At 50.4% G+C, this 14,504-nt stretch carries 17 protein-coding genes; 8 read left to right on the top strand and 9 right to left on the bottom strand.

The window, feature by feature from the left end; translation table 11 throughout:
• The first annotated feature begins 375 nt into the window (after window positions 1–375).
• The 6 genes from AB3N39_RS11285 (at window position 376) to AB3N39_RS11260 (ending at window position 3,423) form a co-directional block, all read left to right on the top strand.
• On the top strand, window positions 376–723 hold the full coding sequence (locus AB3N39_RS11285) for a DUF1294 domain-containing protein (protein WP_127731102.1): 348 nt from the start codon (window positions 376–378) through the stop codon (window positions 721–723).
• A gap of 100 nt (window positions 724–823) precedes the next feature.
• Window positions 824–1,273, top strand: a complete 450-nt coding sequence (locus tag AB3N39_RS11280) for a hypothetical protein (protein WP_115875309.1) — start codon at window positions 824–826, stop codon at window positions 1,271–1,273.
• A 258-nt stretch (window positions 1,274–1,531) separates the two neighbouring features.
• The gene (locus tag AB3N39_RS11275) at window positions 1,532–2,563 is read left to right on the top strand and encodes a methyltransferase (RefSeq protein WP_367896733.1); all 1,032 of its coding nucleotides are present in this window, start codon (window positions 1,532–1,534) and stop codon (window positions 2,561–2,563) included.
• Window positions 2,564–2,653: 90 nt separating this feature from the next.
• Window positions 2,654–2,851 carry a hypothetical protein gene (locus AB3N39_RS11270; RefSeq protein WP_023312007.1) on the top strand — a complete coding sequence of 66 codons (198 nt, stop codon included), beginning with the start codon at window positions 2,654–2,656 and terminating at the stop codon, window positions 2,849–2,851.
• Window positions 2,852–2,854: 3 nt separating this feature from the next.
• Entirely contained in the window at window positions 2,855–3,277 is a 423-nt protein-coding gene (locus tag AB3N39_RS11265) for a GFA family protein (RefSeq protein ID WP_133294537.1), read from the top strand.
• Between the two features lie 68 nt (window positions 3,278–3,345).
• Window positions 3,346–3,423: a hypothetical protein gene (locus AB3N39_RS11260; RefSeq protein ID WP_223239581.1), complete on the top strand. Its 78-nt coding sequence runs from the start codon at window positions 3,346–3,348 to the stop codon at window positions 3,421–3,423.
• A 335-nt stretch (window positions 3,424–3,758) separates the two neighbouring features.
• Here AB3N39_RS11260 and ompC read toward each other — a convergent pair whose 3' ends face one another.
• Window positions 3,759–4,868, bottom strand: a complete 1,110-nt coding sequence (ompC, locus tag AB3N39_RS11255) for a porin OmpC (RefSeq protein ID WP_133294536.1) — start codon at window positions 4,866–4,868, stop codon at window positions 3,759–3,761.
• A gap of 387 nt (window positions 4,869–5,255) precedes the next feature.
• Window positions 5,256–8,780: a pyruvate:ferredoxin (flavodoxin) oxidoreductase gene (nifJ, locus tag AB3N39_RS11250; RefSeq protein ID WP_367896732.1), complete on the bottom strand. Its 3,525-nt coding sequence runs from the start codon at window positions 8,778–8,780 to the stop codon at window positions 5,256–5,258.
• A gap of 271 nt (window positions 8,781–9,051) precedes the next feature.
• Here nifJ and AB3N39_RS11245 point away from each other — a divergent pair, with 271 nt between their 5' ends.
• The gene (locus tag AB3N39_RS11245) at window positions 9,052–9,318 is read left to right on the top strand and encodes a DUF333 domain-containing protein (protein ID WP_143345189.1); all 267 of its coding nucleotides are present in this window, start codon (window positions 9,052–9,054) and stop codon (window positions 9,316–9,318) included.
• Here AB3N39_RS11245 and hslJ read toward each other — a convergent pair whose 3' ends face one another.
• From hslJ to AB3N39_RS11210, 7 genes are all read right to left on the bottom strand, one after another.
• Window positions 9,319–9,756: a heat shock protein HslJ gene (hslJ, locus tag AB3N39_RS11240; protein ID WP_133294534.1), complete on the bottom strand. Its 438-nt coding sequence runs from the start codon at window positions 9,754–9,756 to the stop codon at window positions 9,319–9,321.
• Window positions 9,757–9,880: 124 nt separating this feature from the next.
• Window positions 9,881–10,009, bottom strand: a complete 129-nt coding sequence (locus AB3N39_RS11235; RefSeq protein ID WP_008501283.1) for a DUF2474 domain-containing protein — start codon at window positions 10,007–10,009, stop codon at window positions 9,881–9,883.
• Window positions 10,009–11,019, bottom strand: a complete 1,011-nt coding sequence (cydB, locus tag AB3N39_RS11230) for a cytochrome d ubiquinol oxidase subunit II (protein WP_133294533.1) — start codon at window positions 11,017–11,019, stop codon at window positions 10,009–10,011. Before cydB ends, AB3N39_RS11235 begins: the two co-directional genes overlap by 1 nt.
• Window positions 11,019–12,419 carry a cytochrome ubiquinol oxidase subunit I gene (locus AB3N39_RS11225; RefSeq protein ID WP_367896731.1) on the bottom strand — a complete coding sequence of 467 codons (1,401 nt, stop codon included), beginning with the start codon at window positions 12,417–12,419 and terminating at the stop codon, window positions 11,019–11,021. The genes cydB and AB3N39_RS11225 overlap by 1 nt, the downstream gene beginning before the upstream one ends.
• Window positions 12,420–12,582: 163 nt before the next feature.
• Window positions 12,583–12,984, bottom strand: coding sequence for a hypothetical protein (locus AB3N39_RS11220; protein WP_133294531.1), 402 nt, complete (start codon window positions 12,982–12,984; stop codon window positions 12,583–12,585).
• Window positions 12,962–13,378, bottom strand: coding sequence for a polymorphic toxin type 44 domain-containing protein (locus AB3N39_RS11215; RefSeq protein WP_115875293.1), 417 nt, complete (start codon window positions 13,376–13,378; stop codon window positions 12,962–12,964). Before AB3N39_RS11215 ends, AB3N39_RS11220 begins: the two co-directional genes overlap by 23 nt.
• The gene (locus AB3N39_RS11210) at window positions 13,375–13,866 is read right to left on the bottom strand and encodes an Hcp family type VI secretion system effector (RefSeq protein WP_252093054.1); all 492 of its coding nucleotides are present in this window, start codon (window positions 13,864–13,866) and stop codon (window positions 13,375–13,377) included. Before AB3N39_RS11210 ends, AB3N39_RS11215 begins: the two co-directional genes overlap by 4 nt.
• A gap of 423 nt (window positions 13,867–14,289) precedes the next feature.
• Between AB3N39_RS11210 and AB3N39_RS11205 the strand changes: the two genes are divergently transcribed.
• Window positions 14,290–14,478, top strand: a complete 189-nt coding sequence (locus AB3N39_RS11205; protein WP_028013309.1) for a hypothetical protein — start codon at window positions 14,290–14,292, stop codon at window positions 14,476–14,478.
• Window positions 14,479–14,504: the final 26 nt, after the last annotated feature.

The following is a 14,504-nucleotide window of genomic DNA, read 5'->3' as shown; positions in this document are numbered from 1 at the left end:
GTCAAATTAATTGTGTTCAACTGTAATGCTAAACGCTGGGCATGACACGACGCGGCTAAAAATTATCTGCTTGTTTTATAAATTGATCTCCATCAATATTTCTTACCCGTCTGTTTACACAGCCACTGCATTCGTTTTTATTTTGTTAAAGGGATGCACGCACAATGTGTTTTTGCAGTGAGCCGTTTCAGAATATTTTTTTAAGAAAAATATGTAAACTGCACGATTATAATGAAAGGATGCTTTACTGATTAATGCAGTTTAAATGTTAATCAGTAAAGCGCCAGGCATTCACCCTGTTTTAAAGAAGTAAACTTTACCTGTTTTGGGTATCATATGCCGTCGAAAACCGTTTAACAGCCTGTGACCAGAACAATGACTCTCAATCGCTTTTGCTATGTACTACTGATTTTCGCTGCTATTGCTAGCCTGTTGACTCCGAATCCGTTGGTAATCTGGTTTCTGCTGATCAATCTGCTGACAATAGTCATGTATGGCGCCGATAAAATGGCGGCGCGGAAGGGGATGCGCAGGGTGCCGGAAGCTACTTTGCTGGTATTTGGCGTAACAGGTGGCTGGCCTGGCGCCATTGTGGGGCAACAGCTCTTTCGCCATAAAACCCAAAAGCAGCCTTTCAAAACGTACTTTTTCATCAGCGTCGTGGTCAGCATCGCCATGATGGCGGTGGTTTACCATTTATCTTCTTATTCTTCTTTGTATTAATCCCTCCGTTACTGCCAATAGTAGTAGGGCTTTTCTTAAGGGGTTGCTGTTTTTTGCACAATCTGAATAATACGTGCAACAACACGGACGACAACATCCCATGAAAATAGAATCTCTTATACTGGCAGTGCTGGTGGTCTTTTCTGCGCCTTCCTGGTCTGCTTTTCAGGAGCGGGAATATAATACCTGGTATATGAAAAATGCCGTCCTTTATGATATGACACAGACCTCGGAAGGTTTCCCGGTCATGGTGAGTGTTTCTCAGCCAGGGAGGAAATCCGCTAACTTGCTGGTGTCATTTATTACTGAAGGCCGTTGTGGTGAAAACAACCAGTCGCTAAATGTTAATGGTAAGGAGCTGCCCGCAAAATATTATTGTGTTGAGGTAGGGCAAAATAGAATTGAACATTTTTCTGTGGTTGATGCGGACAGCGTCAATGGAATGGTGACGCATTTAAAATCAGATTTCACTATTCTTTTGCAAAACAATATCAAGGTTTGGGCTGCAAATATCAAAACGCCAAAGTATGGGCTGACGCCGAGATTCTAAATAGAGAATGCCTGCGTTGTCACAGGATTTTTTGGATGTAAGACAATCATTTATAAAGTAATAGTTTCTGCGCATTACTAATCAAAATGAAGAGTAAGTGGCCCTGTTTTTTTACGTGTTTAAATGTACTGTATGCAAACCAATACGAAACAGCATAAGTAAACCTTGCTGAAATTATGGATAAAGCTCACTGCCAGACTTACGCTTGTTAGCAACTTTTTAGTTGTTCAACACATCTTTATTGGTAAGGAGCAGAAAATGTTACAACGTAATAGTCTGGATTTACTAAGCCGTAAAGAAGGAATGTGTTTGTTAGAGCAAAGCATGGGTTTTGTCTGGCAGGCAGCACTTCGGGCTGTCGCGGTATTAGGGGTCGCAGATCGTCTGGTTGATGGAAAAAAATCCGTGAATCAACTGGCGAAGGAGTTGAATGTCGACGTTGACTATCTTCATCGAGTCATGCGCTTATTGTCCTCTCGTGGGGTTTTCAACGAATTATCTGACGCCGAATACAGCCTTAGCCAATCAGCACAATTCCTCTGTTCTGAGCATAAATTTTCCTTGCGTGCGGCGGTGCTCATGCTAACAGACCCAACATTCTGGCAGCCAGCGGCAAAAATGGATGAGATATTGCAAGGCAAACCTGTCTTTAATGAATTGTTTGGCAAGCCTTTTTACGAATACTGGCAGCATGACGATAGTGGGGCTGACAGCAACATCTTTCATGCGGGTATGGCCTCTATGTCATCCGTGGAAAATGAAGCCATCGCAGATAGCTATTCGTTCCCGCAAAACGCCGTGGTTGCCGATATCGCCGGTGGGCTGGGTAACTTATTGCTGGCTGTTTTACGTCGAAACCCGACCCTGACGGGGATCCTTTTCGATCAAACAGACGTGCTTGAGCGGAATCGACTGCAGCTGTTAAATGATAATCGTCGATGGGAGACCGTTAATGGGAGCTTTTTTGAAGCCTGTCCTGTAGCGGACATTTACCTGCTTAAGTATATTTTGATGGACTGGCCTGATGAAAAGGCCATTCAGATACTTCAATGCTGCAGAAATGCTATGAAAGAAAACTCCAGGCTATTAATTTTTGAGCCACTTATTAAAAAAGAAAATAATGAACAGGGACGATTTGAAATTGACCTTCTTTTGTTAACAAGCTTTGATGGAGGACGTGCAAGAACTGAGTCTGAGTATCAGACCTTGTTTGAAAAGACTCGTATGAAGCTAAACAAAATAATAGACACCCGTTCGTATCTGTCGATTTTAGAAGTCGTACCTGTTTGAACTGTTTAAATATTATTCACAGATCATGTGTCTGGCATTCCGTTTTACCATATTCCTGCTACCCTTGTTTGTTGTACCAGGAGCATGAATATGAAAAACAAAGATGAACAAACCGGATTAGTGGGGCTGGCGATTGGGGCCGCCGTTATTGGGCTGGTTTCAGCGCAAAAACCGATCCATCGCAACAGTATAGTGGATGAACTGGTCAGACTCGGCAGGCAAAAAGGCGATGGTGTAGAAGACGAGGTTTTCGTTAAAGCGGCCGAGCTCGTGAGAAAAGGGGTATAGCCCATGGCTGAAAGACGAAATGCGAAGTGCCACTGCGGCGCGGTGGCATTCACCGTTGAACTTACTGATGGCCTCAACACCGCGCGGCGCTGCAGCTGTTCCTTTTGTCGAATGCGAGGCGCTGTCGTCGTTTCTGCGCCGCTGTCTGGGATTACGGTGACCAAAGGTGAGGATAAGCTCACCGAGTACCGCTTTAACACGGGAACGGCACGGCATTTCTTCTGCTCGGTGTGCGGGATTTACACGTTCCATCAGCGGCGTTCTAACCCAAACGAATATGGTGTGAATGTCGCCTGTTTTGAAGACGTTTCACCATTTGATTTTCCAGAGGTGAAGGTGATGGACGGGGTTAACCATCCCATGGATGGAGAAAGTGGCGTATTTGGCTATCTCACTTTTCGCGAGAAAGGTGAACAGCAGGCATGATTGCCGCCTGGCCACTCTTTAATCAGCCTGGCTATAGTGGAGAATGGTTATCTGATACAGGAGAAACTATGCTTTGTGTTGAAAAAGACGATCCGCGTGAGGCCCCTGAATCAGGCGATAAAAAGCCTCAACCTGTGAAAAAATAACGCGACCTATGCGTATATCCGCCACCGGCACTGCTGGTGGCTTTTTGTTTCCAGGGAAACGGTCAACTGCCATCCAGATGGTTTAACAGCGCGCCGAGATGCCCGACAATATCACCAAAATCAAAAATTAACGCCATCCACACCAATGCTAAAAGGGTAAGAACGGCAAGAGATACACGACCGAACAACGCTGTTATCCTTAATGGAAAAAGGGCTATCTCCGTAGTCTAACCAGCTTTCTTTCAACTTTCCCTCAACCAATCCCTTTCTGACACTATCTCTTGTGACTTACTTCAAAAACAAGCGAGCCCGCACCATGATGCGGGCTCTGACAATCAGAACTGGTAAACCAGACCTAACGCTACGACGTCATCCGTGCCGATGCCGTTGTTTTTGTAGAAGCTGTCATCTTCATCCAACAGGTTAATTTTGTAATCAACGTAGGTGGACATGTTTTTATTGAAGTAATAGGTCGCGCCTACGTCAGCGTATTTAACCAGATCCCGATCGCCCTGACCGTTGCCCAGGTCCTTACCTTTCGACTGCAGGTAGGAAAGGGACGGACGCAGGCCAAAGTCGAACTGGTACTGGGCGGTCACTTCAAAGTTCTGGGTTTTATTCGCAACGGAATCGGTTTTATCACCATACGGGGTCATATTGCGGGTTTCAGAGTACATTGCCGCCAGATAGATGTTATTGGCGTCATATTTCAGACCCGCAGTCCACGCATCCGCTTTGTCACCGCCCGCTGTGGTATTCATGACCTGTTCGTTGGTACGGTCTGAAGAGGTGTACGCCGCACCTGCAGTAATGCCCATGCCGAAGTCATAGGTGGTAGAGATACCGAAGCCGTCGCCGTTCTCGTGACGCGTGTCGCGACCGTTGTTGGTGCCTTCCTGGTTGTTGCTGGCGTCTTCATTCTTGCCCTGATACTGCAGCGCAAAGTTCAGGCCCTGCACCAGACCATAGAAGTCGGTGTTACGGTAGGTTGCCACACCGTTGGCGCGGCTGGTCATAAAGTTGTCGGCTATAGAGTAGGAGTCGCCGCCGAACTCAGGCAGCATATCGGTCCAGCCTTCCACATCGTACAGCACGCCGTAGTTACGACCGTAATCGAAGGAGCCGTAGTCACCCACTTTGACGCCCGCGAAGGCCAGACGCGTCCAGGACTGATTATCAGACCCTTCGGTGTTATTTGCCTGAATGTTGTATTCCCACTGCGCGTAGCCGGTCATCATGTCGTTGATCTGGGTTTCGCCTTTGAAGCCCAGACGCATGTAGGTTTGATCCCCGTCAGCGCCTTTATCGTCGGAGAAATAGTGCAGACCATCTACTTTTCCGTACAGATCTAATTTGTTGCCGTCTTTATTATAAATCTCTGCTGCATGAGTTGCGCCAGCCATTAACAGAGCCGGAATCATCAGGGCCAGTACTTTTCTTTGCATTTTGATATTCCATTGTGGTTGTTTTTATTTAATTAACTGTTGAACTTTCAGAATGAGAAAGTTGTCTCATGCTAAATCACTCCGCTGCGAGAGTAATAAAATATAATTGTTACGAACTAAGTAAAATCTAAACCGAATAAATCAACTGAAACGGTCATTGACTTGATGAATGATTTAAAGTTAAGCATATTAAATTGAAATTATTAATCGGGCGTTAATTAAGGTAACCTTGATGCGTTATATGCCTTTAAGATCATTCATCCATAATTAACATGAATACTATTAAGTAAACAAAATAGATATTCATTGATTATCTGGATTCGCCCGGTGTGAATGCGCCGGGCTTTTTTATGGCAAAAATATGCCCGGACAAGCCGGGCAGAGGTACTAGTCGCTGGTCGGTTTTTCGGCTTTACCCGCCATTTGCGCCAGGAAGTCATAACGTTTTTGCAGATCGGCCGCGGCATCTTTCCAGAGCTGTTCGGCCACTTCCGGCTGCTGCGCGTTAAGGCGACGGAAGCGCTGTTCCTGCATTAAGGTCTCGGCCAGGGCATCTGACGGCGGACGCGAATCCAGCGCCAGCGGTAATTTACCCTCATCAGCACGACGCGGGTCGAACCGGTACAGCGGCCAGAAGCCCGTCGCGGTCAGCTGACGCATCTGGTCGTGGCTGAGCGCCAGATCGTAGCCATGCTCTTCGCAAGGGCTGTATGCAACGATCAGCGATGGGCCAGGATACGCTTCCGCTTCCTGAATCGCTTTTACCGTCTGGTTAAGCTGGGCACCCAGCGAAATTTGCGCGACGTAAACGTGACCGTACATCATCATGCTTACACCGAGATCTTTGCGCGCCTTGCGTTTACCGTGTTCGCCGAATTTCGTCACAGCGCCTAACGGTGTCGCTTTCGATGCCTGACCGCCGGTGTTGGAATAACACTGCGTATCCAGAACCAGGATATTGACGTTTTCGGTCAGGCTCAGCACGTGATCCAGCCCGCCAAAGCCGATGTCGTAAGCCCAGCCGTCACCGCCAATCAGCCAGATCGATTTTTCGACCAGCGCGTCCGCGTCGGTCAGCAGCTGCTCAGCTCCCGCCACGCCCTGAAGCGCCTGACGCAGCTCGGCGACTTGCTCACGACGTTCTTCTGGCGTTGCATCCGCATGAAGCGCGTCATTGAGCCCGGCAGGGAGCTGCCCGGCAAACTGCTCCAGCAGGCGCATCACGCGTGCGCGGTGCTGATCAACGGTCAGGCGGAAGCCCAGACCAAATTCGGCGTTGTCCTCGAACAGCGAGTTTGCCCATGCCGGACCGCGACCGTTGGCATCGGTGGTGTAGGGCGTGGAGGGCAGGTTACCGCCATAAATAGACGAACAGCCGGTTGCGTTGGCAATCAGCATCCTGTCACCGTACAGCTGGGTAAGCAGCTTGATATACGGCGTTTCACCGCAGCCTGAACAGGCGCCGGAGTATTCAAACAGCGGCGTGATCAGCTGCGAAGTGCGAATATCAATGCGTTCCAGTTTGCTGCGATCGATTTCCGGCAGGTTCAGGAAGTAGTCATAATTGACCTTCTCCTCTTCAACATGCTCCAGACGCGACATCATATTGATGGCTTTGATCTCCGGATCCTGCCTGTCTTTCGCCGGACAGACCTCGACGCACAGGTTACAGCCGGTGCAATCTTCCGGCGCGACCTGCAGAACGTATTTCTGTCCGCGCATATCGCGGGATTTCACATCCAGTGAATGCAGGCTCGCAGGCGCGGATTCCATCTCTTCCGGTGAAACCACTTTGGCACGAATGGCAGAGTGCGGGCAGGCCGCAACGCAGTGGTTGCACTGGGTACACAGCTCTTCTTTCCAGATAGGGATCGCTTCGGCGATGTTACGTTTTTCCCAGCGCGTGGTGCCCATCGGCCAGGTGCCATCCGGCGGCAGCGCAGAGACGGGCAGGGCATCACCCAGACCGGCCAGCATCGCCGCCGTCACGGTCTTAACGAAATCAGGCGCCGCATCGGACACCACCGGAGGGCGGTTCGGGCTTGCGGCATTGACCGGCTGCAGCGCTACCTCATACAGCGACTCGCGCGCCAGCGCCAGCGCCTGCCAGTTACGCTCGACTAATTCCTGTCCTTTGCTGCTGTAGCTTTTGGCAATCGCGCCCTGCAGTTCCGCCAGCGCGCTGTCGCCCGGCAGGATGTTCGTCAGATGGAAGAAGGCCATCTGCATAACGGTATTGATGCGCGCGGCCAGGCCACATTCGCGGGCAATTTTCGCCGCGTTCACCACAAAGAAACGGGCTTTTTTCTGGTTCAGCACCGCCTGCACTTCCCGCGGCAGGCGAGACCAGACTTCATCCACGCTGTATGGCGTATTCAGGAGGAAAATACCGCCAGGCTTCAGGCGCTCGGCCATCTGGTATTTATCGATAAACTGCAGCTGGTGACAGCCAACAAAATCAGCCTGAGAAATAAGATACGCAGAGCGGATGGGCTGTTCGCTCACGCGCAGGTGGGAAACGGTCAGGCCGCCTGCCTTTTTGGAGTCGTAAACGAAGTACCCCTGGGCATACCACGGCGTGGAGTTACCGATGATTTTGATGTTGTTTTTGGTCGCGGAGACGCTGCCGTCGCTGCCCAGACCATAGAACAGCGCCTCAAGTTTGGCGGTCGAGGGCAGGGTGTTTTCCGGCAGCGACAGGGACAGATTCGTCACATCATCATAAATACCGACGGTAAAGCGCGGCTTGGGCTTCGCTTCGCTAAGTTCGTTGAATACCGCCAGCACGCAGTCCGGCCCAAATTCCTTGGACGATAACCCATAGCGACCTCCGATCACGCGCGGCAGCGTTTCACGTTCGCCCTGATTAAAGGCTTCTGCCAGGGCCGTCATCACATCCAGATACAGCGGTTCCGCCTGCGCGCCCGGCTCTTTAGTGCGATCGAGCACCGCCACAGCGCGCGCGCTTTCAGGCAGAGCCGAAAGCAGATGTTTGGCCGAGAACGGGCGATAGAGCCGCACCTTAAGCACGCCAACTTTTTCGCCGCGCGTCAGCAGTTCATCAACAACTTCCTCGCAGGTGCCAATGGCCGACCCCATCAGCACAATGACCCGTTCCGCCTGCGGATGGCCGTAGTACTCAAAAGGTTTATATTCCCGACCGGTCGCGGCGGCAAAGTCATTCATAGCCTGTTCAACATGGTCGTAAACCGCGTTGTACCACGGGTTCGTGGCCTCACGGGACTGGAAATAGGTATCCGGGTTTGCCGATGTGCCACGAATAACCGGGTGTTCCGGATTAAGGGCCCGGGCACGGTGCGCGTCAATGTCCGCCTGCTGGAGCAGATTCAGGATTGTCTCGTCAGCCAGCGGGACGATTTTGTTAATTTCGTGAGAGGTTCGGAAACCATCAAAGAAGTGAATAAACGGCACGCGGCTTTTGAGCGTGGCGATATGCGAAATCAAGGCAAAGTCCTGGGCTTCCTGAACGCTGCTGGCGCACAGCATCGCGCAGCCGGTCTGACGTACCGCCATCACGTCAGAGTGATCGCCAAAGATAGAGAGCGCGTGAGTGGCAACGGTACGCGCCGCAACGTGCAGAACGAAGGGGGTCAGTTGACCGGCGAGTTTGTAAAGAGTAGGGATCATTAACAGCAATCCCTGAGATGAGGTAAACGACGTGGAAAGCGCGCCGGTTTGCAGCGCGCCGTGCACCGTGGCAATCGCACCGGCTTCAGACTGCATTTCTACCACTCTCGGGACATCGCCCCAGACGTTTTTTAACCCGTTACCAGCCCAGGCATCCGCCTGCTCGGCCATGGTAGAACTTGGCGTAATCGGGTAGATGGCGATAACTTCACTGGTGCGAAACGCGACTGAGGCAACTGCACCATTACCGTCAATAGTTTGCATAGGACAACACCCTTACATTGCGCAAAAAATAGGGGTCTGTATTACGGCAACAAACCCTGAATATTATCTGTGTATTCTAGCAAACGGGGGATTTTACGATTTTCGCTTTTGTGTCCTTGGTATTCTCGCCATCAATGAGTAGATCAAACTTTTGGCGAAAAAATTGCGAGAAATTGTTTCCGGAGCGCATAAATACGCACTTTCGCTCTCGACGACATGGGCTGTGATGCCTATTATGCATAGGTTTCGCATCATTTATGGGGGAGAAAGCATGCGCTCAGCGTTTTTGGTAGGGTGTGCCGCATTATTGTTGTCGGCATGTAGCAGTGAACCCGTTCAGCAGGCAACGGCAGCCCACGTGGCGCCGGGAATGAAAGCGGCGATGTCCAGCGCTGGTCAGGCTAACTGCGCAATGGTTGGCGGTTCGCTGTCTGTCGCTCGCCAGCTTGATGGTTCTGCTATTGGGATGTGCGCCTTGCCAAACGGCAAACGCTGTAGCGAACAGTCGCTTGCCGTTGGAAGCTGCGGTAACTACTGATTATTCTACACGCTTAAACATCAGCGTTTTATCGGCTGTCGCCAGCGTTAACTGGTCCTCAGTCAGGTCGACCTGCGCCCCTTTGCGCAGCATGTCGCCGATGGCCTGATCCAGCTCATTCAGCTGCGGTTCAGTACAAAGCTTGCGCGTCATGGCCAGCGTTTTAACCTTAAGCTCGCCTTCGGACAATTTCCCCTGTCCGTTGAAACGGTTACACATCTGGCCGGAAACGCTGATGTTATTCACCAGGCTGATATCAGGCAGCGCGCTAAAACTGAGCTCAGGTTGCGTTGTCGCGGTCTTCACGGCCTTACCGTTCACGTTTTCCAGCACGAAGCGGTGATTCTGAAGTTGCTCCGGCTGAACGGAGGCTTTACCCGGATTAACGCAGCCGGTAAGAACAAGACTGATAACACTTAACGCGATGAGCTTTTTCATTTTTCTTCTCAAACTATAAACACTGTGAATCTTTTTCCAGTGTAACGATACGCTGCCATGCGTTAATGGGGTTTATCTGAAAGTGCGGGGGAACAGGGCAACGCAGCGGTTGCCCGGAATGATGTTAATGCGATTTAAACCCTGCAGCCGTCATCAGCATACGGAAGAGCATGCTGACAGCAGCCAGTGCCAGTACGCTGCCGCCCCAGATAATGGCCAGCCACAGTAATCTTTTCCAGACCGGTTGTTGCATCAGTGATAACCCTCCCCATGCTGAACTTTTCCGCGAAATACGTAGTAACTCCAGAAGGTGTAGACCAGAATAACGGGAATGATCAACAGCGCGCCGACCAGCATAAAGCCCTGGCTTTGCGTCGGTGCGGCGGCCTGCCAAAGGGTGATCGACGGTGGAATAATATGCGGCCAGATGCTGATCCCAAGCCCGCTAAAGCCGAGGAATACCAGCCCCAATGTCAGAATAAACGGACGGCTATGGCTGGCGGGATTATTCAGGCAGCGCCACTGGTACAGGCTGAAAATCACCACCAGAGCAGGAACCGGCAGCAGATAAAACAGATTCGGCAGCGTAAACCAGCGCGCGGCGATGGCCGGTTGCGCTAGCGGCGTCCAGAGGCTAATGGCGGCAATAAACGCCAGCAGCACGATTAACAGCGTTTTCGATACCTCGCGCATCCGCTGCTGCAGCGCGTTTTCGCTTTTCATCACCAGCCAGGTCGAGCCTAACAGCGCATAGGCCACCACCAGCCCGGAGCCGCAAAACAGGTTGAACGCGGTAAACCAGTCAAAGGGGCCGCCGGTATAGGCCCGGCCGGTGACGGTAAAGCCGTTAATGACGGCGCCTACCGTCACGCCCTGGGTAAACGTCGCCAGAATGGAACCACCTATAAACGCCTTATCCCAGAAAGGACGGTGCGCCGGGGTGGCCTTAAAACGAAATTCAAATGCCACCCCGCGGAAAATAAGTCCGATCAGCATTAACGTCAGTGGAATGGTGAGGGCATCCACGATCACCGCGTAGGCAAGTGGGAATGCGCCGAACAGCGCAGCGCCGCCAAGCACCAGCCAAGTTTCATTTCCGTCCCAGACCGGCGCGACGCTGTTGACCATTACGTCGCGATCGTCGGCGTTCTGCGTTGCCGGGAACAGAATGCCAATCCCCAGATCAAAACCGTCCATGACGATATACATCAGCGTGGCGAAAACGATGATCACAAACCAGATAATGGAAAGATCGATACCCATTATGGCTGCTCCTTATGTTCAGTTGTGACGGCAGAAAGCGGGCGCACCGGACGTCCGTCGGACTCGGTGGCGAAAGATTCATGCGGCTGCGGGCCTTTTCGGATGAGGCGCACCATATAGCTGTAACCCACGCCGAATACCGAGGTATAGACGACGAAGAAGGCCAGCAGGCTCACGCTCATATGCAAATCACCATGGGCAGAAACCGCATCCTTCGTTCGCTGAAGCCCATAGACCACCCAAGGCTGGCGGCCCACTTCGGTGGTGATCCACCCGGCCAGAATGGCAATTAGCCCGGATGGCCCCATCAGCAGCGCAAACCACAGGAAAGGGCGCGATGAATAAACGCGCTTTTTATATCGCAGCCAGAGAGCCGTTACCCCAAGCAGCAACATCAGCATGCCCAGGCCCGCCATAATGCGGAACGACCAGAAGACGATAGTGGAATTCGGGCGGTCTTCCTTTGGAAACTCTTTCAGCGCCGGAACCTGTTTATCCAGGCTGTGCGTCAGGATGAGACTCCCCAGCGCCGGGATCTCCAGCCCAAAGCGGGTGCGCTCCTGCTCCATATCCGGCCAGCCAAACAGCAGCAGCGGGGTAGGCTCACCCGGCGGATTTTCCCAGTGTCCTTCAATCGCGGCTATCTTGGCGGGCTGGTGCTTTAAGGTGTTCAACCCGTGCATATCGCCAACCATGGCCTGGATGGGGGCGACAATCAGCGTCATCCACAGCGCCATCGAAAACATCGCCCGGATGGCGGGGGTATTATTCCCGCGCAGCAGATGCCATGCCGCGGATGCGCCCACAAACAGGGCGCTGCTCAGGAACGCGGCTATCGACATATGCAGCAGGCGGTAAGGGAAGGAGGGGTTAAACACCACCGCGAACCAGTCCACCGGCACCACCTGACCGTTGACGATCTCATAGCCCTGCGGGGTCTGCATCCAGCTGTTTGAAGAGAGGATCCAGAAGGTAGAGATAATGGTCCCCAGCGCCACCATGCAGGTGGAGAAGAAGTGCAGACCCGGTCCGACCTTGTTCCAGCCGAACAGCATTACGCCGAGGAACCCGGCTTCGAGGAAGAAGGCGGTAAGCACTTCGTAGGTCAGAAGCGGGCCGGTAATACTGCCCGCAAACTGTGAAAAGCCGCTCCAGTTGGTGCCAAACTGGTAGGCCATCACCAGCCCGGAGACCACGCCCATGCCAAAGTTGACGGCAAAAATCTTCGACCAGAAATGGTACAGCGAGCGCCAGACCGGATTATTTGTTTTCAGCCACAGCCCTTCGAGCACGGCAAGGTAGCTTGCGAGACCAATGGTAATGGCCGGGAAAATAATGTGAAAGGATACGGTAAAGGCAAACTGTATCCGCGCAAGGTGAAACGCATCCAAACCAAACATGCAAAACTCCGCGATGTAATTATGTCGATGCCATTCTAAGCCGCGTCTGGGGGAGGGGGCAGAAACAGACCAAGCTTATTTTGCTATAACAGTTTTCGCGCTTTTGAACATCCAGTAAGCACCTTTACTGATGTGACGAATAATAAATGAGCTGCCATAGCCATCAATATGGTGATGCATTCAGAAGGATATTGGCAAGTTTAGACGTATTATGGAAAGAGTATACGTCACCTCGAACACGCAGATATACACCATCGTCTTTAACATCGATTTTCACCGCAGGATCGTTAGTCACCATGAATGGCGTGGCCTGATCGATATGCGTTAAAAAATCTTCTTCGCTTCTTTTTGCATCTAATAAATAGTAATGATAGGTAAAGGATGTCATGGCTCCTCCATTAGCTTGTGTGACGTACAAAACAGCCCACTTATTAACGTTCACTTTTGAATGTAATTCTTGTTCGACAGGGAAGTTGGTGAAAAATAAAACCCATCCTGCGTAGGCGAGTGCGAAAAATACAGGTGCGAGTATATAGCGTTTTTTAAAACCCCGTTCTTGCTGCATAGTCTATTCCGCATTTTATCCAGAGTTGATCATTCGGGTCATCCCCAAAAGGAGGGGAACCATACCAGTGTCCATCATTTGAGTTGCCATTCCCTGACTTTGACTGCGCCCAGCCTGCAGCACGTAAAAGAATGGAGGCAGATATTCCAGCCGCAGTACCAACTGCACCATAGTGAAAATTACCAAAATTCTCGTATTGGCGGCCTATTCTTGTTTTATAATCCCATGGGCCATGTAACCTGACCTGTTGGTAAAACCACTCATATGTTAGTGCTGATGGGCCTCGATGAAATCTTGCCAGCATCATATTATTTATAATATTAACGCCTGGCGGAGAGAAAGATGAAATATCATAAGGTGGATGAGGAGATACCGCTAAAGTTGGGTACCTCATGCTTGCGGTCTCTCATTCCAGTTGTCGGTAAACATAATGTTACCGTCACAGTGTTTCCAGGTGATTTTTTCATATCGAAATTCTACGCACTCGAGGTGATTATGTTTTTCCTTTGTGGGATCTTTTGTGTCATGCATCATTGGTGAGACACCGACGATTTTCACGCCTTCAAGAAACATGTTGAAGTATTCTTCTTCTTGCCCCGCATCATTAATCTTGTACCATCTAAACTCAGCCGATTTAAGAGTTTGACCGGTTGCAACTGCCTTATAAAGATACGGTGACGATGAATCAAAGTCTTTTTGTATGATTATGGATGAATGTTTGCGGGTACCGGTGATTTTTCCCGTAAGACCATCTGTAGGCAGACTGAGATTGTGGGAAAAACCATTAACTTCTATGCTTCCTTCCCGATTCTGTATATCAACCGCACCCTTAATATCCGCTCCGCCATCGTCTTTTATCCATAAATATGCTGGGATTGCCATGTAAAGCTCCTTTCTCATTAGGTCAATGGTATTTGTGAGTAATTTAATACTCCAGAACGGGAAAGCCAATTAGGCAAAAAATGGCATTTAAATTATTTATATTTCATGGGGTTATGTACTTGGTTGTAGCTATAGGCTTAATCAATATCCCACTGTAATGTGAGCATCACAGTTCAAAACTGTATTTTTATGCATTTTACACATAAAACAGCTTGCTTTGTCGTCAACGCCGTGCGTTAATGGTCTTCTGGTTTTGAGTCCAAATAAATATCTGACGTAGTTTTATAAAGCAGTTCTCATCACGTTGTGCCTCTCCGCAGCCTCTCTTGGGTCTTTATCTACATTCCGATTCGTTTTGTTTAAAACCATTATGCCCAATCGGCCCATTAGTAATTTACGTTTTTACGTTTACAGGAGAATCTTATGACTTCTTATATTCATTTCCGCTGCCCATGCTGTCATGGCTCGCAGTACCGTACCTCAGTCTTTGATGTGTCTGAGAAAAACCCACTCGGCGCGAAATGCATCTTTTGCAAATCGTCGATGATAACGCTCGATCACCTGGCCGCTGCGCGTCAGGCGCAAAGCCACGTTACCGAGTACCGTAAGTAATTCATTTCCCGAACTATAACAGTTAG

The organism is Enterobacter vonholyi (assembly GCF_040834095.1).
Classification (GTDB): domain Bacteria; phylum Pseudomonadota; class Gammaproteobacteria; order Enterobacterales; family Enterobacteriaceae; genus Enterobacter; species Enterobacter vonholyi.
The sequence above is the reverse complement of the archived record's forward strand: the minus strand, read 5'-3'. Positions and strand labels throughout refer to the sequence as shown.